The sequence below is a fragment of the Streptomyces sp. SCSIO 75703 genome, assembly GCF_036607905.1.
Lineage (GTDB): Bacteria > Actinomycetota > Actinomycetes > Streptomycetales > Streptomycetaceae > Streptomyces.
The window spans coordinates 2,804,648-2,823,867 of sequence record NZ_CP144555.1 but is presented as its reverse complement, the minus strand read 5'-3'; the positions used below and the strand labels follow the sequence as shown (position 1 = coordinate 2,823,867).

At 68.1% G+C, this 19,220-nt stretch carries 29 protein-coding genes; 24 read left to right on the top strand and 5 right to left on the bottom strand.

Translation table 11 applies throughout. From position 1 onward, the window contains the following. Positions 1-2: 2 nt before the first annotated feature. The 5 genes from VM636_RS12225 to VM636_RS12205 all read right to left on the bottom strand — a co-directional run bounded on the left by VM636_RS12225 (position 3) and on the right by VM636_RS12205 (position 4,372). Positions 3-1,301 carry a YrhB domain-containing protein gene (locus tag VM636_RS12225; protein WP_338484374.1) on the bottom strand — a complete coding sequence of 433 codons (1,299 nt, stop codon included), beginning with the start codon at positions 1,299-1,301 and terminating at the stop codon, positions 3-5. Beyond that, positions 1,301-1,606 carry a YrhB domain-containing protein gene (locus tag VM636_RS12220; protein ID WP_030420844.1) on the bottom strand — a complete coding sequence of 102 codons (306 nt, stop codon included), beginning with the start codon at positions 1,604-1,606 and terminating at the stop codon, positions 1,301-1,303. The genes VM636_RS12225 and VM636_RS12220 overlap by 1 nt, the downstream gene beginning before the upstream one ends. After that, a complete protein-coding gene (locus VM636_RS12215) occupies positions 1,607-3,337 on the bottom strand; it encodes a putative T7SS-secreted protein (protein ID WP_030420843.1) in 1,731 nt (576 codons plus the stop codon). Continuing rightward, entirely contained in the window at positions 3,337-3,906 is a 570-nt protein-coding gene (locus VM636_RS12210) for a hypothetical protein (protein ID WP_338484370.1), read from the bottom strand. The genes VM636_RS12215 and VM636_RS12210 overlap by 1 nt, the downstream gene beginning before the upstream one ends. A 91-nt stretch (positions 3,907-3,997) precedes the next feature. Then, positions 3,998-4,372, bottom strand: coding sequence for a hypothetical protein (locus tag VM636_RS12205; protein ID WP_030420841.1), 375 nt, complete (start codon positions 4,370-4,372; stop codon positions 3,998-4,000). 658 nt (positions 4,373-5,030) lie between these two features. Between VM636_RS12205 and gdhA the strand changes: the two genes are divergently transcribed. From gdhA to VM636_RS12085, 24 genes are all read left to right on the top strand, one after another. Continuing rightward, complete coding sequence (gene gdhA, locus VM636_RS12200; RefSeq protein ID WP_030420840.1) at positions 5,031-6,389, top strand: NADP-specific glutamate dehydrogenase; 1,359 nt, start codon at positions 5,031-5,033, stop codon at positions 6,387-6,389. 617 nt (positions 6,390-7,006) lie between these two features. Next, positions 7,007-7,315, top strand: coding sequence for a 30S ribosomal protein S10 (rpsJ, locus tag VM636_RS12195; RefSeq protein WP_003948644.1), 309 nt, complete (start codon positions 7,007-7,009; stop codon positions 7,313-7,315). A gap of 16 nt (positions 7,316-7,331) precedes the next feature. Then, positions 7,332-7,976 (top strand): 50S ribosomal protein L3, encoded by a 645-nt coding sequence (gene rplC, locus VM636_RS12190; RefSeq protein ID WP_030420839.1) that lies wholly within the window; start codon positions 7,332-7,334, stop codon positions 7,974-7,976. An 8-nt stretch (positions 7,977-7,984) separates the two neighbouring features. Beyond that, positions 7,985-8,644: a 50S ribosomal protein L4 gene (rplD, locus tag VM636_RS12185; RefSeq protein ID WP_030420838.1), complete on the top strand. Its 660-nt coding sequence runs from the start codon at positions 7,985-7,987 to the stop codon at positions 8,642-8,644. Next, a complete protein-coding gene (gene rplW / locus VM636_RS12180) occupies positions 8,644-9,063 on the top strand; it encodes a 50S ribosomal protein L23 (RefSeq protein WP_030420837.1) in 420 nt (139 codons plus the stop codon). Before rplD ends, rplW begins: the two co-directional genes overlap by 1 nt. Positions 9,064-9,114: 51 nt before the next feature. Further along, on the top strand, positions 9,115-9,951 hold the full coding sequence (rplB, locus tag VM636_RS12175; RefSeq protein WP_030420836.1) for a 50S ribosomal protein L2: 837 nt from the start codon (positions 9,115-9,117) through the stop codon (positions 9,949-9,951). A 12-nt stretch (positions 9,952-9,963) separates the two neighbouring features. Further along, entirely contained in the window at positions 9,964-10,245 is a 282-nt protein-coding gene (gene rpsS, locus VM636_RS12170) for a 30S ribosomal protein S19 (protein WP_003974263.1), read from the top strand. A gap of 44 nt (positions 10,246-10,289) precedes the next feature. Further along, a complete protein-coding gene (rplV, locus tag VM636_RS12165; protein WP_030420835.1) occupies positions 10,290-10,637 on the top strand; it encodes a 50S ribosomal protein L22 in 348 nt (115 codons plus the stop codon). After that, positions 10,637-11,461, top strand: coding sequence for a 30S ribosomal protein S3 (gene rpsC, locus VM636_RS12160; protein WP_030420834.1), 825 nt, complete (start codon positions 10,637-10,639; stop codon positions 11,459-11,461). Before rplV ends, rpsC begins: the two co-directional genes overlap by 1 nt. A 5-nt stretch (positions 11,462-11,466) precedes the next feature. Beyond that, the gene (gene rplP / locus VM636_RS12155; protein ID WP_030420833.1) at positions 11,467-11,886 is read left to right on the top strand and encodes a 50S ribosomal protein L16; all 420 of its coding nucleotides are present in this window, start codon (positions 11,467-11,469) and stop codon (positions 11,884-11,886) included. Further along, complete coding sequence (gene rpmC / locus VM636_RS12150) at positions 11,886-12,110, top strand: 50S ribosomal protein L29 (protein ID WP_007494763.1); 225 nt, start codon at positions 11,886-11,888, stop codon at positions 12,108-12,110. The genes rplP and rpmC overlap by 1 nt, the downstream gene beginning before the upstream one ends. Continuing rightward, positions 12,110-12,394 carry a 30S ribosomal protein S17 gene (gene rpsQ / locus VM636_RS12145; RefSeq protein WP_030420832.1) on the top strand — a complete coding sequence of 95 codons (285 nt, stop codon included), beginning with the start codon at positions 12,110-12,112 and terminating at the stop codon, positions 12,392-12,394. Before rpmC ends, rpsQ begins: the two co-directional genes overlap by 1 nt. Before the next feature lie 188 nt (positions 12,395-12,582). Beyond that, the gene (gene rplN / locus VM636_RS12140; RefSeq protein WP_003998823.1) at positions 12,583-12,951 is read left to right on the top strand and encodes a 50S ribosomal protein L14; all 369 of its coding nucleotides are present in this window, start codon (positions 12,583-12,585) and stop codon (positions 12,949-12,951) included. 2 nt (positions 12,952-12,953) lie between these two features. Next, positions 12,954-13,277: a 50S ribosomal protein L24 gene (gene rplX / locus VM636_RS12135; RefSeq protein WP_030420831.1), complete on the top strand. Its 324-nt coding sequence runs from the start codon at positions 12,954-12,956 to the stop codon at positions 13,275-13,277. Continuing rightward, positions 13,277-13,834, top strand: coding sequence for a 50S ribosomal protein L5 (rplE, locus tag VM636_RS12130; RefSeq protein WP_030420830.1), 558 nt, complete (start codon positions 13,277-13,279; stop codon positions 13,832-13,834). The genes rplX and rplE overlap by 1 nt, the downstream gene beginning before the upstream one ends. A gap of 5 nt (positions 13,835-13,839) precedes the next feature. Beyond that, on the top strand, positions 13,840-14,025 hold the full coding sequence (locus tag VM636_RS12125) for a type Z 30S ribosomal protein S14 (protein ID WP_003948630.1): 186 nt from the start codon (positions 13,840-13,842) through the stop codon (positions 14,023-14,025). 209 nt (positions 14,026-14,234) lie between these two features. Beyond that, positions 14,235-14,633, top strand: coding sequence for a 30S ribosomal protein S8 (gene rpsH / locus VM636_RS12120; protein WP_030420829.1), 399 nt, complete (start codon positions 14,235-14,237; stop codon positions 14,631-14,633). Between the two features lie 24 nt (positions 14,634-14,657). Beyond that, complete coding sequence (gene rplF / locus VM636_RS12115; RefSeq protein ID WP_030420828.1) at positions 14,658-15,197, top strand: 50S ribosomal protein L6; 540 nt, start codon at positions 14,658-14,660, stop codon at positions 15,195-15,197. 3 nt (positions 15,198-15,200) lie between these two features. Continuing rightward, positions 15,201-15,584 carry a 50S ribosomal protein L18 gene (gene rplR, locus VM636_RS12110; protein ID WP_030420827.1) on the top strand — a complete coding sequence of 128 codons (384 nt, stop codon included), beginning with the start codon at positions 15,201-15,203 and terminating at the stop codon, positions 15,582-15,584. A gap of 40 nt (positions 15,585-15,624) precedes the next feature. Next, positions 15,625-16,230 (top strand): 30S ribosomal protein S5, encoded by a 606-nt coding sequence (gene rpsE, locus VM636_RS12105; protein ID WP_030420826.1) that lies wholly within the window; start codon positions 15,625-15,627, stop codon positions 16,228-16,230. Between the two features lie 2 nt (positions 16,231-16,232). Then, the gene (gene rpmD, locus VM636_RS12100) at positions 16,233-16,415 is read left to right on the top strand and encodes a 50S ribosomal protein L30 (RefSeq protein ID WP_003974250.1); all 183 of its coding nucleotides are present in this window, start codon (positions 16,233-16,235) and stop codon (positions 16,413-16,415) included. A gap of 2 nt (positions 16,416-16,417) precedes the next feature. After that, positions 16,418-16,873: a 50S ribosomal protein L15 gene (gene rplO, locus VM636_RS12095; protein ID WP_030420825.1), complete on the top strand. Its 456-nt coding sequence runs from the start codon at positions 16,418-16,420 to the stop codon at positions 16,871-16,873. Positions 16,874-17,112: 239 nt separating this feature from the next. Beyond that, the gene (gene secY / locus VM636_RS12090; RefSeq protein ID WP_030420824.1) at positions 17,113-18,426 is read left to right on the top strand and encodes a preprotein translocase subunit SecY; all 1,314 of its coding nucleotides are present in this window, start codon (positions 17,113-17,115) and stop codon (positions 18,424-18,426) included. Then, on the top strand, positions 18,426-19,079 hold the full coding sequence (locus VM636_RS12085) for an adenylate kinase (protein ID WP_030420823.1): 654 nt from the start codon (positions 18,426-18,428) through the stop codon (positions 19,077-19,079). Before secY ends, VM636_RS12085 begins: the two co-directional genes overlap by 1 nt. The last annotated feature ends 141 nt before the right edge of the window (positions 19,080-19,220 follow it).

The window sequence follows — 19,220 nt, the reverse complement described above, 5'->3', positions numbered from 1 at the left end:
CCTCAGCGGTACCGGATGACATGCAAGCGGTGGACGCCCGCGGGGTCGAACGTCACCGGTTCCTCCGAGGAACCGTCGAGCACCATCACCCCGGCATCCAGCCGGAGCGCGGTCATGAGCCGGCCGACGGCCTCACGCCCCCGGCCGTCCGTGCGACGGGCCCAGACCAGGGCGCGTGCCGCGACGGGCAGCGCACGGGCGGCCTCCAGCGCCCCGTCCCAGTCCTGGTGCTCGGACACCGACAGCGCCGGTCCCAGTTGGGCGAGCGTCGGCTCGAACCACGCGGCGGGCCCCGGGGCGGGCGGCACCGGCAGGTCCCCCGTGCCGGGGGTGGCGCCCGCGTCCCAACGGGCCAGCCAGGCCCATGGATCGGTATGGGGCAGGCCGAACGGTGCCGACCCGTCCTTCGGGACGACCACGGTCGCGTCGAGCATGGCGTCCTGCCAACGGCCTCCGCGCAGGAAGGCGGTGGTGTTGCAGGAGAAGACCCAGCCGCGCGCGGTCTCGTCCCGTGCGGTCGGGGCGTGCAGTTCGGCCTGACCGTGATACGTGCCCCGGAGCCAGCGCTGCGCCTTCTCGGCGGCGGACGGGAAGTCGGGGGCCGGGATCTCCCAGGGGGCACTGCGCAGCGCCGCCGCCTCGGGCGTCGCGCGCAGCAGGACGACATCGCGGACGAGCGGGTCGTCGAGCCGGGCGAGGGCGGAGGCCGTCGGGTCCAGCAGGACGACCTGGCCCTTGTTGTTGTGGGCGTAGAGGAGGTTGCCCGTCGCCTCGTGCCCGGCGACCGCGCGCCGTACCCACACCACGCCCCGGGTGTCCGGACCCGGCTCGGCGACGGCGCGGACCACGTCGTCCCAGGCGCGGACCGGAACTTGCGTGAACTCCGGGAAGTACCGGCGGGTCAACCGCTCCCACCAGCCGGGCGCCTCGTCGGAGGGCTTCCAGGGCAGCGCCACGGAGGGGGCCCGGCCGATCGCGGAGTGGACGGAGACGAGGCAGCCCCGGGTGTTGATCCGCCGGGGCTGACCCTCCACCCGGCCGGCCATCTCCTGGGGCGCGGCCGGTTCGAGGTCGGCGAGCGGGGCGCTCGGCGAGGGGTGGAAGGGGCTGCCTCCCGCCTTCGGCACCACGACGGAGGCGGCGAGCATGGGGGTCTCCGGGTAACCGGGCTGCGGCAGCGGGCGGCAGGCCATCAGCCAGGCGGCGGGCGTCTCGTGCACCGGGTGCGGCACGCTCAACTCCACGAGGCCCCCGTACGTGGCCCGCAGCCAGTCGGCCGCCCTCTCACCGGGGTTCCGCATCAGCGCCCCTTCTTCGGAGGCCAGTCGCCCGACGCACGCATCGCCATGTACTTCTCGGTCGCGGGGAAGGTCGGCGCCATATGGGCGGGCGTGCCGTCGTGCGGCACGACGACGACCGGGCTGAACGGCTTCTTGGTGAAGTCACCCGTCTCGATGTGCTCCTTCAGGTCGAAGCACACGGTCCAGCCGTAGGTGAACTCGACAGCCGTCTCCGGAAGCATGACGACCGAGTCGGCCTGCTCCTTGTAAGGGCCGGTCTTCACGAAATACTCGGCAGCGATTACCGCATCTTCCTTGCTTACCATTTATGAGGCTCCATCACGATAGGGAATGTGTCCGATGTGCGTGACATCTCTTTCCAGCAAGCCCAGAGTGCCACTCTGTCCGTCGAGGAAGACGACGCCGTGCCGGGTATTCACAGCGTTGAAGACGTGTGCGGATCCATTGGGGCGGGCGATGTAGACGACGCTTCTCGCACCGTCGCCCCGGGCCTGAAGATCTCGAATGACGTCATCGTAGCTGCTCACCCAGTCGTACTGGCCAGGCGCCCGGTCCTTGAGGCCGAGGTGCTCCGGCGGGATGTGGCCACCGGCATCCTTCGGCGCCGCACCCACTTCGATGCCGTCCATTCTGCGGTCCAGCGTAACGACGTTGTGGCTACAGTTGTCCGTGTATCCCGGCATTCCTGTGTTGTTGATGTCCTTGAGCCACGGGTATTCGCTGTCAAGGAATTCCTGAGCCTTCTTGGGATCCACGGAATCATAGTGAATGGCGCGTTCCTTCACATGGTCCGTCGACCTTGCGAGGTCGCTCCAGTCCTTCGGTATGCCGTCCACATGCTTCGCGCCCTTGGGCACCGTCTTTCGGGCACCGGCCTCCGCGGCCTCCTTGGCCGCAAGGCGGAGACCCCCGCGGGCGACACCTGCGCCCTTGCTGCCGATGACCTCGGGAACGAGACGGCCGATGAACTCGGAGGGGTCCTGCCGGAAGCTGTCCACCGCGGTGTTCAGCGCCCGCTCAGGCTGGGCCACGGTAGAAACCAGGCCGGCGAGCGTCAACGAGACGTTCTGCAGGTACTCGGCCGGGTGGGTCAGGTTGTAGGGGTCCACCGGGTTCAGGCCACGGGCGAAGTTGACGAGACCCGCAGTGCCCTTGAGTACGCCGCCGACAGCATGGGTGAGTTCGAGGTTGTTCGCCATGATGCCGTCGACCAGATCGTTGCCGATGCGCTCCAGCGGCGGTGGCTTGGCCGGGGCGTGCGTCAGAGCCTTGCGTATGCTCCCTTCCGCGTCGAACGAGGCGGCGTCGCGCTGGGCGCGGGCGTCGGCGAGCTTCTCGCGTGCCTGCCGGATGTTCTCCTTGCCGGGATCGTGGAACGGTGCGGGCGTGGGTCCCGGGTCCTGGTCCGCCCTCACCTTGGCGTTGTAAGCCTCGATACGCCGGTCGTACGCTTCGATGGCCTCCTCCGAGGCCCGCTTTCCCTGCCGGTACAGTGCGATGGCATCCGCCGCCTGCCGCTGCGCCCACTCGACGGTGTCGGCGTACGACTCCAGCGCTGCCGCGGCCGTTTCACAGGCGTCGGCGGCTCGCAGCCATCGGTTGGGATGCACACCGAACTTCTCGCGGAAGGCGTCGCCTCCCTCGCCGCGCCATCCGGAGGAGTCCACCGTCTTGAGACCCGACCCCACGCTGTCGAATGCGGTCGAGAAATCCCGCAGGTGCGAGGCACTGGTCCGGATACGGTCCGGTTTGCCGTGGACGAGTTCCTCGGCTTCCTCGGTCTGGCCGAGTTGCTGCTCACGAGGGGTTGCGCCGAGGCCGGAGGCGATCTCGTCGCCCCAGTCCTCCACCGTGTCGGCGACACCCTCCAGGCCGACCCGTTCGAGTCCCGCGCCTATCTGGTCGGTGCCCCAGTCGACGCCTTCGCCGAGCACCTTCTTGCCGACGTCGACCCCGTGTTCCACCATGGTCAAGCCGCGGTTGACGCCGTCCTTCAGCTTGCCGAGGCCTTCGTCGAGATCGTCGAGGACGCCCATCAGCCGTCGCCCTCACCGTCACCCGGGGCCCCGGCGCGTTGTTCCGGGGAGGGGCCAAAGCTCTCGTCGAGCATCCGCTCGTACTGTGCGTCCGGGAGTCCGACGGACTTGCGCACGGCCTCCGGTCCCCATCCTGGAAGGCCGAGGTTCTCGGAGGTCATGACGTCCCGGCCGGTGTCACGCCAGGCCTGGGTGCTGGTGTCCCACGCCTCTTCGAAGGACTCCTTGCTGTAGTCGGCGTCGCGGACCTGGGTGACCACGTTGTTCGACACGACCTCCTGCCAGCCCAGACCGGCGATCTCGTCCTCCCTCGCATGGGGGTTGCCCATCAGGGAGTTGGTCGTGATCTTCAGGGCGCCTTCCACGTACTGGTCGGTCTCGTGGTAAGTGCCCGCCGCCAGGCCGGTTTTGAGCGCGAAGCCGTTGCCCTCGTTGATCAGCGAGCGCACGCCCCACTCCCAGCGCTCGCAGAAGGAGACGAACACGCGGGTGAGGCCCTCCGTGCCGAGGTCGAGCCCGGACAGGGCGATGTCGCCGAAGCCCCGACCCGTACTCGCCTCGCCGATCACCCGAGCTCTCTCAACTCGTCCAGTGCGAGCGTCAGTCCCTTGGCGATCTGGTCCAGGCCGATTGCCGTCAGGTCCTTGCCGTCGTCCTCGGTCATCGAGGCCTTCCCCCTTGATCTGCTCGGTCCACTGCGAAGGCGTCGGGCACCACTCCCGAGACTGGTGGGAGCAGCAGCGCGTGCTCGGGGCCATCGGCGACGTCCAATGCCACGCCGCACGGCACACCGGCCTCGGGCACCGCCAGGTCCAGCAGCTTGGCCCCGAGAACCGCTTGGTAGGTCCATTCCAGGTGGCCCTCGTCGCGGGCGAGCGCATACCGGGACAGCGCCGACTCGTCGGAAAAGGCCAGAATCCAGCGCACGCCTCCGAAGTCGGCGGTGAGCCAGCCGCCTCCGCGGAGCGGCACGAGGACGGCTGTGTCCCGGAAGGTCGCCAGCAGGACCGCGAACTCTGCACGTCGGGCCGCCACTTCGGAGGCGGAGGCGATCTCAGTGTCTGGTGGTGTCCCCGTCGTTGCCGATGCCGGCGCGGGTTCGGCCGGTCCGGCGCGCGTGGGCGGCGGTGTCGTCGTCTCCGCGTACTCGGCGAGGCGGGAGCGCCGTGCCGGTACGTCCGTGTCTCCCCCTGGATGTGTCATCGGCCCCCTTATACCGGAGGCCGATGACAGAGCCGCGTCCGCGTCCCGGGCGCGGCGGGGAAGGGGACCTCCGGCGCGCGTCGAACGCCGGTACCTGGGTATGTGGTGCTGCGGCGGGTATCCGGAATGCCCATGCCCTGCGCCACCCGGAGGAAGGGAAGGGCCGGGGGCGCCCGCGCGTTGTCGGCCGGGAGCGGTGGCCGGGTTGCGGGGTGGTTCCGTATCGCGTTCAAAGGTGAGGAGCGACACAACCAGGGCCCGCGCGGGGAAATTGGAAACTAGGATAAAACGGTCAGCAGTATCGATATGTGGTGTGATCGTCTCACATAGTGAGCAGGTGATGCGCCGGGCGCTGGCCACGGCGTTTATGTGGGCGTCACACTGAAGTGTCCTGCGCGCGGCAACGGCGCCGAGCGCCCCTCACCGGACCGCACCCATTTCGTGTGCCGGGCCGGCTCCGGTGCCAGCCGTGCCAGCAGAAAGGGCTCCCGTGACGACGCGACCCGACATCAACACCACGCTCGACCTCCTGCGGATCGAGATCGAGCACCGCAACCCGGCCCAGCCCGAGTTCCACCAGGCCATCCACGAGGTGCTGGAGACCCTGGCCCCGGTCGTCGCGGAGCGCCCCGAGTACGCGGAGCCGGGCCTCATCGAGCGGTTGTGCGAGCCGGAGCGGCAGGTCATCTTCCGGGTGCCGTGGCAGGACGACCACGGGCGGGTGCACGTCAACCGCGGCTTCCGGGTGGAGTTCAACAGCGCCCTCGGCCCCTACAAGGGCGGCCTGCGCTTCCACCCCTCGGTGAACCTGGGCATCATCAAGTTCCTCGGCTTCGAGCAGGTCTTCAAGAACGCCCTCACCGGCCTCGGCATCGGCGGCGGCAAGGGCGGCAGCGACTTCGACCCGCACGGCCGCAGCGACGCGGAGGTCATGCGGTTCTGCCAGTCGTTCATGACCGAGCTGTACCGGCACATCGGCGAGCACACGGACGTACCGGCCGGTGACATCGGCGTCGGCGGCCGCGAGATCGGCTACATGTTCGGCCAGTACCGCCGGATCACCAACCGCTGGGAGGCCGGCGTCCTCACCGGCAAGGGCCAGGGCTGGGGCGGCTCGCTGATCCGCCCGGAGGCGACCGGGTACGGCAACGTGCTGTTCGCCGGGGCCATGCTGCGCGAGCGCGGCGAGGACCTGGAGGGCCAGACCGCGGTCGTCTCGGGCTCCGGCAACGTCGCGATCTACACCATCGAGAAGCTCACCGAACTCGGTGCCAACCCGCTGACCTGCTCGGACTCCAGCGGCTACGTGATCGACGAGAAGGGCATCGACGTCGCCCTGCTGAAGCAGGTCAAGGAGGTCGAGCGCGGCCGGATCGGCAGCTACGCCGAGCGCCGCGGCGCCTCCGCGCGGTTCGTGCCGGGCGGGCGGGTCTGGGAGGTCCCGGCCGACATCGCGCTGCCCTCGGCCACGCAGAACGAACTGGACGAGAACGACGCCGCCACCCTGGTCCGCAACGGCGTCAAGGCCGTCTCCGAGGGCGCCAACATGCCGGTCACCCTGGAGGCCGTGCACCTGCTCCAGCGCGCCGGCGTCGCCTTCGGCCCCGGCAAGGCCGCCAACGCGGGCGGGGTCGCGGTCAGCGCCCTGGAGATGGCCCAGAACCACGCCCGTACGTCGTGGACGGCCCAGCGCGTCCAGGACGAGCTGAGCCACATCATGAACGACATCCACACCACCTGCCACGAGACCGCCGAGCGCTACGGCGCCCCCGGCGACTACGTCACCGGCGCCAACATCGCCGCCTTCGAGCGTGTGGCCGACTCGATGCTGGCCCAGGGCGTCATCTGATCCCGGTCGTGCCCCCGGTGCCGCCACGAGCGGCGGGACGGTCTCCCCGGCCGTGCCGCCGCTCTTCGCGTCCCCGCGGCCCCACCCCGTCGGCACCCGGCCGGGCGCGGCGCCGCACCGCGGCCGGCGGTGCCGGGGCGCCCGCTTCCCCGGGCCCCGCGCCCGCCCGGACGTGGCCGAGGGGGTGGTACGGGAGGGGGTGTTCCGGGGCGCCGGTTTGACGTGGGTCACTCTCGGGGTAATCTCTACGGCTCGATTGGCCAGCGCCGCGTCTGGTGTGACAGACTAGCGGGGTTGCTCGGTCGAGTGCCGATGCTGCGCGCCTCCCGCCGGGGGGACCGGAAGCGAGTCCCACAGTACTCGTCGCCCCTGATCAGGGGCGGACGTACGGGAATCTTCCGGGAAGCGTCAGCGGGGTGCAGACCAGGCACCCGGTGGGCCTCTCGCCCCCGCCCGCGGACCCGGAAGGGACCCGCACTCCCCCTCGCAGGGAAGTTCCGCCCAGGGACATCCATGTCAGCGGGAGCGCGACACGCCCGACCGCGTGGGTCGGAGGGGAGGGGCGTTGTTCCGCCGGGTTCCGGAGCGTTCACGAGAGACAGGACTACGAAGTAGCCATGGCGGGACAGAAGATCCGCATCCGGCTCAAGGCCTACGACCACGAGGTCATCGACTCCTCGGCGAAGAAGATCGTCGAGACGGTGACCCGCACTGGTGCGTCGGTCGCGGGCCCGGTGCCGCTGCCCACTGAGAAGAACGTGTACTGCGTCATCAAGTCGCCGCACAAGTACAAGGACTCGCGCGAGCACTTCGAGATGCGCACGCACAAGCGCCTGATCGACATCCTCGACCCGACCCCCAAGACCGTTGACTCTCTGATGCGACTCGACCTCCCGGCCGGTGTCGACATCGAGATCAAGCTCTGAGGCCGGTGATCTGAAGATGACCAAGCAGATCAAGGGCATCCTGGGCGAGAAGCTCGGCATGACGCAGGTGTGGGACGAGAACAACCGTGTCGTCCCGGTCACCGTCGTCAAGGCCGGACCCAACGTCGTCACCCAGGTCCGTACGAACGACGCCGACGGCTACGAGTCGGTCCAGATCGCCTTCGGCGAGATCGACCCGCGCAAGGTGAACAAGCCCCTCAAGGGCCACTTCGCCAAGGCCGACGTCACCCCGCGCCGCCACCTCGTCGAGATCCGCACCGCGGACGCCGCCGAGTACACCCTCGGCCAGGAGATCACCGCCGAGGTGTTCGAGGCCGGTGTCAAGGTCGACGTGACCGGCAAGAGCAAGGGCAAGGGCTTCAGCGGCGTCATGAAGCGCCACAACTTCGGTGGCCTCGGCGCCGGTCACGGTGCCAAGCGTGTGCACCGCGCCCCCGGCTCCATCGGTGGCTGCGCCACCCCTGGTCGTGTGTTCAAGGGCCAGCGCATGGCGGGCCGCATGGGCAACGAGCGGGTCACCACCCAGAACCTGACCGTCCACGCCGTTGACGCGGAGAAGGGTCTGCTGCTCATCAAGGGCGCGGTTCCCGGTCCGAACGGCGGCCTCGTCCTGGTCCGCACCGCGGCCAAGGGGGCCTGAGGTAACCGATGAGCACTGTTGACATCCTTTCGCCGGCGGGCGACAAGGCCGGTACCGTCGAGCTCCCCGCGGAGATCTTCGGCGTGGAGAAGGTCAGCATCCCGCTGATCCACCAGGTCGTCGTCGCGCAGCTGGCAGCCGCCCGCCAGGGCACCCACAAGACCAAGACGCGCGGCGAGGTCCGCGGCGGTGGCAAGAAGCCGTACCGCCAGAAGGGCACCGGCCGTGCCCGTCAGGGCTCGACCCGCGCTCCGCAGTTCGCCGGCGGTGGCGTCGTCCACGGCCCGCAGCCGCGCGACTACTCGCAGCGGACCCCGAAGAAGATGAAGGCCGCGGCCCTGCGCCACGCCCTCACCGACCGGGCCCGCCACAACCGCATCCACGTCGTCTCCGGCGTGATCGAGGGCGAGACGCCGTCCACGAAGGCCGCCAAGAGCCTGTTCGGCAAGATCAGCGAGCGCAAGAACCTGCTCCTGGTCGTCGACCGCGCCGACGAGGCCGCGTGGCTGTCCGCCCGCAACCTGCCCCAGGTCCACATCCTGGAGCCGGGCCAGCTGAACACGTACGACGTTCTCGTCTCGGACGACGTGGTCTTCACCAAGACCGCTTTCGAGTCCTTCGTCGCCGGCCCGCAGACGGCCAACGACACCGAAGGGAGCGAGGTCTGATGGCTACGCGTCACCCGTCCATCGCCTCGAAGGCGGCCAAGGCCGCCAAGGCCGCGCGCGTCGCCAAGGCGCGCCGCCACGCCGCCGAGGGCAAGAACACCGTCGTCACCCCGGTCAGCAAGGCGTTCACGGACCCCCGCGACGTGCTGCTGAAGCCGGTCGTGTCGGAGAAGAGCTACGCGCTGCTGGACGAGAACAAGTACACGTTCGTCGTCGCGCCGAACTCCAACAAGACCCAGATCAAGGAGGCCGTCCAGGCGGTCTTCTCGGTCAAGGTCACCGGGGTCAACACGATCAACCGTCAGGGCAAGCGCAAGCGGACCCGCACCGGCTTCGGCAAGCGTGCGGACAGCAAGCGCGCGATCGTGACCCTCGCCGAGGGCGACCGTATCGACATCTTCGGCGGTCCGACCTCCTGACGGGGGTCTGAGCGTCCAGATTTCGGAAGAACTTCCGAGGACTGAGAGACAATGGGTATCCGCAAGTACAAGCCGACGACTCCGGGCCGTCGTGGCTCCAGCGTCGCCGACTTCGTCGAGGTCACGCGGTCCACGCCGGAGAAGTCGCTGGTCCGCCCCCTCCACAACAAGGGCGGCCGTAACAACACCGGCCGTGTGACCGTTCGCCACCAGGGTGGCGGACACAAGCGCGCCTACCGCGTGATCGACTTCCGTCGTCACGACAAGGACGGCGTGCCGGCGAAGGTCGCGCACATCGAGTACGACCCCAACCGCACCGCGCGCATCGCGCTGCTCCACTACGCGGACGGCGAGAAGCGCTACATCCTCGCGCCGCGCGGCCTCGGCCAGGGCGACCGTGTCGAGAACGGCCCCGCCGCCGACATCAAGGCGGGCAACAACCTCGCGCTGCGCAACATCCCGGTCGGTACCACGCTGCACGCCATCGAGATGCGGCCGGGCGGCGGCGCCAAGCTGGCCCGCTCCGCCGGCGCCTCGGTGCAGCTCCTCGCGAAGGAGGGCGCCTACGCCCACCTCCGCATGCCGTCCGGTGAGATCCGCCTGGTCGACGTGCGCTGCCGCGCCACGATCGGCGAGGTCGGCAACGCCGAGCAGAGCAACATCAGCTGGGGCAAGGCAGGCCGCAAGCGCTGGCTGGGCGTCCGCCCGTCCGTGCGTGGTGTGGTCATGAACCCGGTGGACCACCCGCACGGTGGTGGTGAGGGCCGGACCTCCGGTGGCCGCCACCCCGTGTCCCCGTGGGGCAAGAAGGAAGGCCGTACTCGTTCGCCCAAGAAGGCGTCGAACAAGTACATCGTCCGCCGCCGCAAGACGAACAAGAAGCGCTAAGGACGGGTTGAGATGCCTCGTAGCTTGAAGAAGGGGCCCTTCGTCGACGACCACCTGATCAAGAAGGTGGACACGCAGAACGAAGCCGGCACCAAGAACGTCATCAAGACCTGGTCCCGTCGCTCGATGATCGTCCCGGCCATGCTCGGCCACACGATCGCGGTGCACAACGGCAAGACCCACATCCCGGTGTTTGTCACCGAGTCCATGGTCGGCCACAAGCTCGGCGAGTTCTCGCCGACGCGCACCTTCCGGGGTCACGTGAAGGACGACCGGAAGTCGAAGCGCCGCTAACCAGCGGGGTGTGAAAGATCATGACAGACACTGAAGGGACAACCATGGAAGCCAGGGCCCAGGCGCGGTACATCCGCGTCACGCCCATGAAGGCCCGCCGCGTGGTGGACCTCATCCGTGGCATGGATGCCGCGGAGGCTCAGGCGGTCCTGCGTTTCGCCCCGCAGGCCGCGAGCGTGCCGGTCGGCAAGGTGCTGGACAGCGCCATCGCCAACGCCGCGCACAACTACGACCACACCGATGTCGACAGCCTCTTCATTTCCGAGGCCTACGTCGACGAGGGCCCGACCCTGAAGCGGTTCCGTCCGCGTGCCCAGGGCCGTGCCTACCGGATCCGCAAGCGGACCAGCCACATCACCGTGGTCGTCAGCAGCAAGGAAGGAACCCGGTAATGGGCCAGAAGGTAAACCCGCACGGGTTCCGGCTCGGTGTCACGACCGACTTCAAGTCGCGTTGGTACGCCGACAAGCTGTACAAGGACTACGTCAAGGAAGACGTCGCCATCCGTCGGATGATGACGTCCGGCATGGAGCGCGCCGGCATCTCCAAGGTGGAGATCGAGCGCACCCGTGACCGGGTCCGCGTGGACATCCACACCGCGCGTCCGGGCATCGTCATCGGCCGCCGTGGCGCCGAGGCCGACCGCATCCGCGGCGACCTCGAGAAGCTCACGGGCAAGCAGGTCCAGCTGAACATCCTCGAGGTCAAGAACCCCGAGACCGATGCCCAGCTCGTGGCCCAGGCCGTCGCCGAGCAGCTCTCCTCCCGCGTGTCCTTCCGCCGGGCCATGCGCAAGAGCATGCAGTCCGCCATGAAGGCCGGCGCCAAGGGCATCAAGATCCAGTGCGGTGGCCGTCTCGGCGGCGCCGAGATGTCCCGCTCGGAGTTCTACCGCGAGGGCCGTGTGCCCCTGCACACGCTCCGCGCGAACGTGGACTACGGCTTCTTCGAGGCCAAGACGACCTTCGGCCGCATCGGCGTGAAGGTCTGGATCTACAAGGGCGACGTCAAGAACATCGCCGAGGTCCGCGCCGAGAACGCCGCCGCCCGTGCCGGCAACCGCCCGGCCCGTGGTGGCAGCGACCGCCCGGCCCGTGGCCGCGGTGGCGAGCGTCGCGGGCGCAAGCCGCAGCAGCAGGCTCCGGCCGCCGAGGCTCCCAAGGCCGAGGCCCCGGCGGCTGCCGCTCCGGCTGAGAGCACCGGAACGGAGGCCTGACCACCATGCTGATCCCCCGTAGGGTCAAGCACCGCAAGCAGCACCACCCCCGGCGCAACGGCATGTCCAAGGGTGGCACGCAGGTTGCGTTCGGCGAGTACGGCATCCAGGCGCTGACCCCCGCGTACGTGACGAACCGCCAGATCGAGGCGGCTCGTATCGCGATGACCCGTCACATCAAGCGTGGCGGCAAGGTCTGGATCAACATCTACCCGGACCGCCCGCTGACGAAGAAGCCGGCCGAGACCCGCATGGGTTCCGGTAAGGGTTCCCCGGAGTGGTGGGTCGCCAACGTCAAGCCCGGACGCGTGATGTTCGAGCTGTCGTACCCCAACGAGAAGATCGCCCGTGAGGCGCTGATCCGCGCGGCCCACAAGCTGCCGATGAAGTGCCGGATCGTCAAGCGCGAGGCAGGTGAAGCGTGATGTCGGCCGGTACCAAGGCGTCCGAGCTGCGCGAACTGGGCAACGAGGAGCTTCTGGCGAAGCTCCGCGAGGCCAAGGAAGAGCTGTTCAACCTCCGTTTCCAGGCGGCGACGGGCCAGCTCGAGAACCACGGCCGTCTCAAGGCGGTCCGCAAGGACATCGCGCGGATCTACACCCTGATGCGCGAGCGTGAGCTGGGCATCGAGACGGTGGAGAACGCCTGATGAGCGAGAGCAACGTGACTGAAGAGAAGACCGTGCGCGGATTCCGCAAGACCCGCGAGGGTCTGGTCGTCAGCGACAAGATGGACAAGACCGTCGTCGTCGCCGTCGAGGACCGCGTCAAGCACGCGCTGTACGGCAAGGTCATCCGCCGTACGGAGAAGCTCAAGGCGCACGACGAGCAGAACGCCGCGGGAGTCGGCGACCGCGTCCTCCTCATGGAGACCCGGCCGATGTCCGCGACGAAGCGCTGGCGCGTCGTCGAGATCCTCGAGAAGGCGAAGTAGTCCGGAGGGGGCCGAGCGCCCCCTCCGCCCCCGGCCGGGGGCGGGCCACCCGCGGGTGAGCCGCCCCCGGCACGGGCGCCGGTCTCGAAGACACAAGTAATTCCTGCGGAAGCAAGCCCGCAGGACGGTTCCGCCAGGCTCTCCGGTTCACCCCCCGGAGGGAACCGGCAGACAATCAGGAGATAGACGTGATCCAGCAGGAGTCGCGACTGCGCGTCGCCGACAACACGGGTGCGAAGGAAATCCTCTGCATCCGTGTGCTCGGTGGCTCCGGTCGCCGCTACGCGGGTATCGGTGACGTCATCGTCGCCACCGTCAAGGACGCGATCCCCGGTGGCAACGTGAAGAAGGGTGACGTCGTCAAGGCCGTCATCGTTCGCACCGTCAAGGAGCGCCGCCGTCCCGACGGCTCGTACATCCGCTTCGACGAGAACGCCGCCGTCATCCTCAAGAACGACGGCGACCCTCGTGGCACCCGTATCTTCGGCCCGGTCGGCCGTGAGCTGCGCGAGAAGAAGTTCATGAAGATCATCTCCCTCGCGCCGGAGGTGCTGTGAGCATGAAGATCAAGAAGGGCGACCTGGTCCAGGTCATCACCGGCAAGGACAAGGGCAAGCAGGGCAAGGTCATTGCCGCTTACCCGCGCGACGAGCGCGTCCTGGTCGAGGGTGTCAACCGGGTCAAGAAGCACACGAAGGCCGGTCCGACCGCTCGCGGTTCGCAGGCCGGCGGCATCGTGACCACCGAGGCCCCGATCCACGTCTCCAACGTCCAGCTGGTCGTGGAGAAGGACGGCGCCAAGGTCGTCACGCGCGTCGGTTACCGCTTCGACGACGAGGGCAACAAGATCCGCGTTGCCAAGCGGACGGGTGAGGACATCTGATGGCTACCACCACCACTCCGCGTCTCAAGACGAAGTACCGCGAGGAGATCGCGGGCAAGCTGCGTGAGGAGTTCTCCTACGAGAACGTCATGCAGGTTCCCGGCCTCGTGAAGATCGTGGTCAACATGGGTGTGGGCGACGCCGCCCGCGACTCCAAGCTGATCGAGGGCGCCATCCGCGACCTCACCACGATCACCGGTCAGAAGCCGGCCGTCACCAAGGCCCGGCGTTCCATCGCGCAGTTCAAGCTGCGCGAGGGCCAGCCGATCGGTGCCCACGTCACGCTCCGTGGCGACCGCATGTGGGAGTTCCTGGACCGCACCCTGTCGCTCGCGCTGCCGCGCATCCGCGACTTCCGCGGCCTGTCCCCCAAGCAGTTCGACGGCCGTGGCAACTACACCTTCGGTCTCACGGAGCAGGTCATGTTCCACGAGATCGACCAGGACAAGATCGACCGCGTCCGGGGTATGGACATCACCGTGGTGACCACGGCGACCAACGACGAAGAGGGCCGTGCCCTTCTGCGTCACCTCGGCTTCCCGTTCAAGGAGGCGTGAGCGAGATGGCGAAGAAGGCTCTCATCGCGAAGGCTGCTCGCAAGCCCAAGTTCGGAGTGCGCGGCTACACCCGCTGCCAGCGCTGTGGTCGTCCGCACTCCGTGTACCGCAAGTTCGGCCTGTGCCGCGTGTGCCTTCGTGAGATGGCTCACCGTGGCGAGCTGCCGGGCGTGACCAAGAGCTCCTGGTAATCCGGTAATTCCGGGTTATTCAGGCTCTCGGTAAGCATCTGGGTCGGCAGGGGCCCGCCTCCGCATGCCTTAGGCTTGTGGGGTTGGGCGTCTGCCGCCCGTACGACTTACTACGCCGTAGGTCCACCGCGCCGCACCCGTCCCGTCTCGGATCGGGGAGAGGGATGGCGCACCAGGAAACCCCGGCGAGAGAGGCCGAAGGCCAATTCATGACCATGACTGATCCGATCGCAGACATGCTGACGCGTCTGCGGAACGCGAACTCGGCGTACCACGACTCCGTGACGATGCCGGCGTCCAAGATCAAGTCTCACATCGCGGAGATCCTCCAGCAGGAGGGCTTCATCACGGGCTGGAAGGTCGAGGACGCCGAGGTCGGCAAGAACCTCGTCCTGGACCTCAAGTTCGGCCCGAACCGCGAGCGCTCCATCGCGGGCATCAAGCGGATCTCCAAGCCCGGTCTCCGGGTTTACGCGAAGTCCACCAACCTGCCCAAGGTGCTGGGCGGCCTCGGCGTGGCGATCATCTCCACGTCGCACGGGCTCCTCACCGACAAGCAGGCCGGCAAGAAGGGCGTGGGTGGGGAAGTCCTCGCCTACGTCTGGTAACGGAAGGGAACGGAGGAAACAGCTATGTCGCGCATCGGCAAGCTCCCCATCGCGGTTCCCGCCGGCGTGGACGTCACCATCGACGGCCGGACGGTCTCGGTCAAGGGCCCCAAGGGCTCGCTGACCCACACCGTCGTGGCGCCGATCGACATCGCCAAGGGCGAGGACGGCGTGCTCAACGTCATCCGCCCCAACGACGAGCGTCAGAGCAAGGCCCTTCACGGCCTGTCCCGCACGCTGGTGGCGAACATGATCACCGGCGTGACCCAGGGTTACGTGAAGAAGCTCGAGATCAGCGGTGTCGGTTACCGCGTGCTCGCCAAGGGTTCGAACCTGGAGTTCTCCCTCGGCTACAGCCACCCGATCCTGGTCGAGGCCCCCGAGGGCATCACCTTCAAGGTCGAGTCGGCCACCCGTTTCTCGGTCGAGGGCATCGACAAGCAGAAGGTCGGCGAGGTCGCGGCCAACATCCGCAAGCTCCGCAAGCCCGACCCGTACAAGGCCAAGGGCGTCAAGTACGAGGGCGAAGTCATCCGCCGCAAGGTCGGAAAGGCGGGTAAGTAAGCCATGGCATACGGGCAGAAGATCCTCAAGGGCGACGCCTACAAGCGCGCCGCGATCAAGCGCCGTCACATCCGGATCCGCAAGAAGGTCGCGGGTACGGCGGAGCGCCCCCGTCTCGTCGTGACCCGCTCCAACCGCCACATCGTGGCGCAGGTGATCGACGACCTCAAGGGCCACACCGTGGCGTCGGCGTCCACCCTGGACACCTCGATCCGCGGCGGCGAGGGCGACAAGTCCTCGCAGGCCAAGCAGGTCGGGGCCCTGGTGGCCGAGCGTGCCAAGGCCGCCGGTGTCGAGGCCGTCGTGTTCGACCGAGGTGGCAACCAGTACGCCGGGCGCATCGCCGCCCTGGCGGACGCCGCCCGCGAAGCCGGTTTGAAGTTCTGACCGGTTCCGTAGCTAGCGGAAACAGAGAGAGGTAATTCCAATGGCTGGACCCCAGCGCCGCGGCAGCGGTGCCGGTGGCGGCGAGCGGCGGGACCGGAAGGGCCGTGACGGCGGCGCAGCTGCCGCCGAGAAGACCGCTTACGTTGAGCGCGTCGTCGCGATCAACCGCGTCGCCAAGGTTGTGAAGGGTGGTCGTCGCTTCAGCTTCACCGCGCTGGTCGTGGTGGGCGACGGTGACGGCACCGTCGGTGTCGGATACGGCAAGGCCAAGGAGGTGCCGGCCGCCATCGCCAAGGGCGTTGAGGAGGCCAAGAAGCACTTCTTCAAGGTCCCCCGCATCCAGGGCACCATCCCGCACCCCATCCAGGGTGAGAAGGCCGCCGGCGTCGTGCTGCTCAAGCCCGCGTCGCCCGGTACCGGTGTGATCGCCGGTGGCCCGGTGCGTGCCGTGCTGGAGTGCGCCGGTATCCACGACGTGCTGTCGAAGTCGCTCGGCTCCGACAACCAGATCAACATCGTGCACGCGACCGTGGAGGCCCTCAAGGGCCTGCAGCGTCCCGAGGAGATCGCGGCCCGCCGCGGTCTGCCGCTCGAGGACGTCGCTCCCGCGGCCCTCCTGCGGGCACGTGCCGGGGCGGGTGCGTAATCATGGCACAGCTCAAGATTACGCAGGTCAAGTCCTACATCGGCAGCAAGCAGAACCACCGTGACACCCTGCGCTCCCTTGGTCTCAAGGGGATCAACACGCAGGTCGTCAAGGAGGACCGTCCCGAGTTCCGCGGCATGGTGCACACCGTCCGCCACCTCGTGACGGTCGAGGAGGTCGACTGATCATGGCGGAGCAGAACCCGCTCAAGATCCACAACCTCCGTCCCGCCCCGGGCGCCAAGACCGCCAAGACCCGCGTCGGTCGTGGTGAGGCGTCGAAGGGTAAGACGGCCGGTCGTGGTACCAAGGGCACCAAGGCTCGTTACCAGGTTCCGGAGCGCTTCGAGGGTGGGCAGATGCCCCTCCACATGCGCCTCCCGAAGCTGAAGGGCTTCAAGAACCCGTTCAAGACCGAGTACCAGGTCGTGAACCTGGACCGGCTGGCCGCGCTCTACCCCGACGGTGGCGAAGTCACCGTCGAGGGTCTCGTGGCCAAGGGTGCGGTGCGCAAGAACAGCCTCGTCAAGGTCCTCGGCCAGGGCGAGATCTCCGTGGCGCTCCAGGTGACGGTCGACTCCGTCTCCGGTCCCGCCAAGGAGAAGATCACCGCCGCCGGCGGCACCGTCACCGAGCTCGTCTGAACCCAGGCGCCTCGATGACGTGAGCCATCCCGACCGGGGATACCCCACAAAAGGGGTATCCCCGGTTGGTCGTTCCAAGGGCGGTGCCCACGCCGGTAAAGTGGCCTGCACTGCCCACTTCCGTGGGGTGCCGCACCTGGGGCACCCTGAGCGGCAGTTGTCCGTTACGCAATACGTCGTCAGTCGAACCTCAAGACCGTCACCCTTGACGCAGAAGCGCGGGGGTCGCAGGAGGCACCGTGCTCACCGCGTTCGCCCGGGCGTTCAAGACGCCCGACCTGCGCAAGAAGCTGCTCTTCACGCTCGGCATCATCGTGGTGTACCGGCTCGGTACCCACGTTCCGATTCCCGGAGTCGACTACAGAAGCGTCCAGGAGTGTGTGGACCAGGCGTCCGGCAACCAGGGCCTCTTCGGTCTGGTCAACATGTTCAGCGGTGGCGCCCTGCTGCAGATCACGGTCTTCGCGCTCGGCATCATGCCGTACATCACGGCCAGCATCATTCTGCAGCTGCTGACCGTCGTGATCCCGCGCCTGGAGGCCCTGAAGAAGGAAGGCCAGGCGGGTACGGCGAAGATCACGCAGTACACCCGCTACCTGACCATCGCGCTCGCCATCCTGCAGGGCACCGGCCTGGTGGCCACCGCCCGCAGCGGCGCCCTCTTCTCCGGCTGCACCGTCGCGGGCCAGATCGTCCCGGACCGCGCCATCTTCACCACCGTCGTGATGGTGATCTGCATGACCGCCGGCACGGCCCTCGTGATGTGGCTCGGTGAGCTGATCACCGACCGCGGCATCGGCAACGGCATGTCGATCCTGATGTTCATCTCGATCTCCGCGACCTTCCCCTCCGCCCTGTGGGCCATCAAGAAGCAGGGCGACCTGGCGGGCGGCTGGATCGAGTTCGGCACCGTCATCGCGGTCGGCCTGGTCATGGTCGGCCTCGTGGTCTTCGTCGAGCAGGCCCAGCGCCGCATTCCCGTCCAGTACGCGAAGCGCATGATCGGCCGCCGTTCCTACGGTGGTACGTCCACCTACATCCCGCTCAAGGTGAACCAGGCGGGCGTCATCCCCGTCATCTTCGCCTCGTCGCTGCTCTACATCCCGGCGCTGATCGTCCAGTTCTCCAACTCGCAGGCGGGCTGGGCGACCTGGATCACGAAGAATCTCGCCGACACGGCCGCGACGCCGCACATCATCATGTACTTCCTCTTGATCGTTTTCTTCGCCTTCTTCTACGTGGCCATCTCGTTCAACCCCGAGGAAGTCGCGGACAACATGAAGAAGTATGGTGGCTTCATCCCGGGCATCCGGGCTGGCCGACCGACCGCTGAGTACCTGAGCTACGTACTCAACCGGATCACCTGGCCGGGTTCGCTGTACCTGGGCCTGATCGCTCTCGTGCCGACAATGGCGTTGGCCGGTTTCGGGGCAAACCAGAACTTCCCGTTCGGCGGGACGAGCATCCTGATCATCGTGGGTGTCGGTCTCGAGACGGTGAAGCAGATCGAGAGCCAGCTCCAGCAGCGCAATTACGAAGGGTTCCTCCGCTGATGCGAATCGTCCTCGTCGGGCCACCGGGTGCCGGAAAGGGAACACAGGCCACCCGCCTCGCAGAGACGTTGCACATCCCGCACATCTCCACGGGCGACCTGTTCCGCGCGAACATCAGCCGGCAGACGGAGCTGGGCAAGCTCGCCAAGTCCTACATGGACGCCGGGAACCTGGTCCCGGACGAGGTCACCATCGCCATGGCCAAGGACCGCATGGAGCAGCCCGACGCCGAGGGCGGTTTCCTGCTGGACGGCTTCCCGCGCAACGTCTCCCAGGCCAAGGCGCTGGACGAGACGCTGGACCGGGAGGGCATCAAGCTGGACGCGGTGCTCGACCTGGAGGCTCCCGAGGACGAGGTCGTCAAGCGCATCGCCGGCCGGCGGGTGTGCCGCAACGACTCGGCGCACGTCTTCCACGTGACGTACAAGCCCTCCGCCAAAGAAGGCGTCTGCGACGTCTGCGGCGGCGAGCTGTACCAGCGCGACGACGACTCCGAGGAGACCGTCCGCAAGCGGCTCGAGGTCTACCACACGCAGACCGAGCCGATCATCGACCACTACAAGGCGCAGGGGCTGGTCGTCACCATCTCCGCGATGGGCGCCGTGGAAGCGGTCACCGAGCGCGCGCTGGAGGCGCTCCGGGGCGGCCGCTAGGCCGCTCGGTGGCGACAGCCGCGGTTCCCGTGCCGGGGACCGCGGCTGAGCCGTGTCCGGGGCGGCTCCGGCCGCGGCCGGGCGGTGCCGGGGGTGTGCGGCGGCCCCGTATCGTTGGAACGTCTCTCGTCCCGGTCCAGA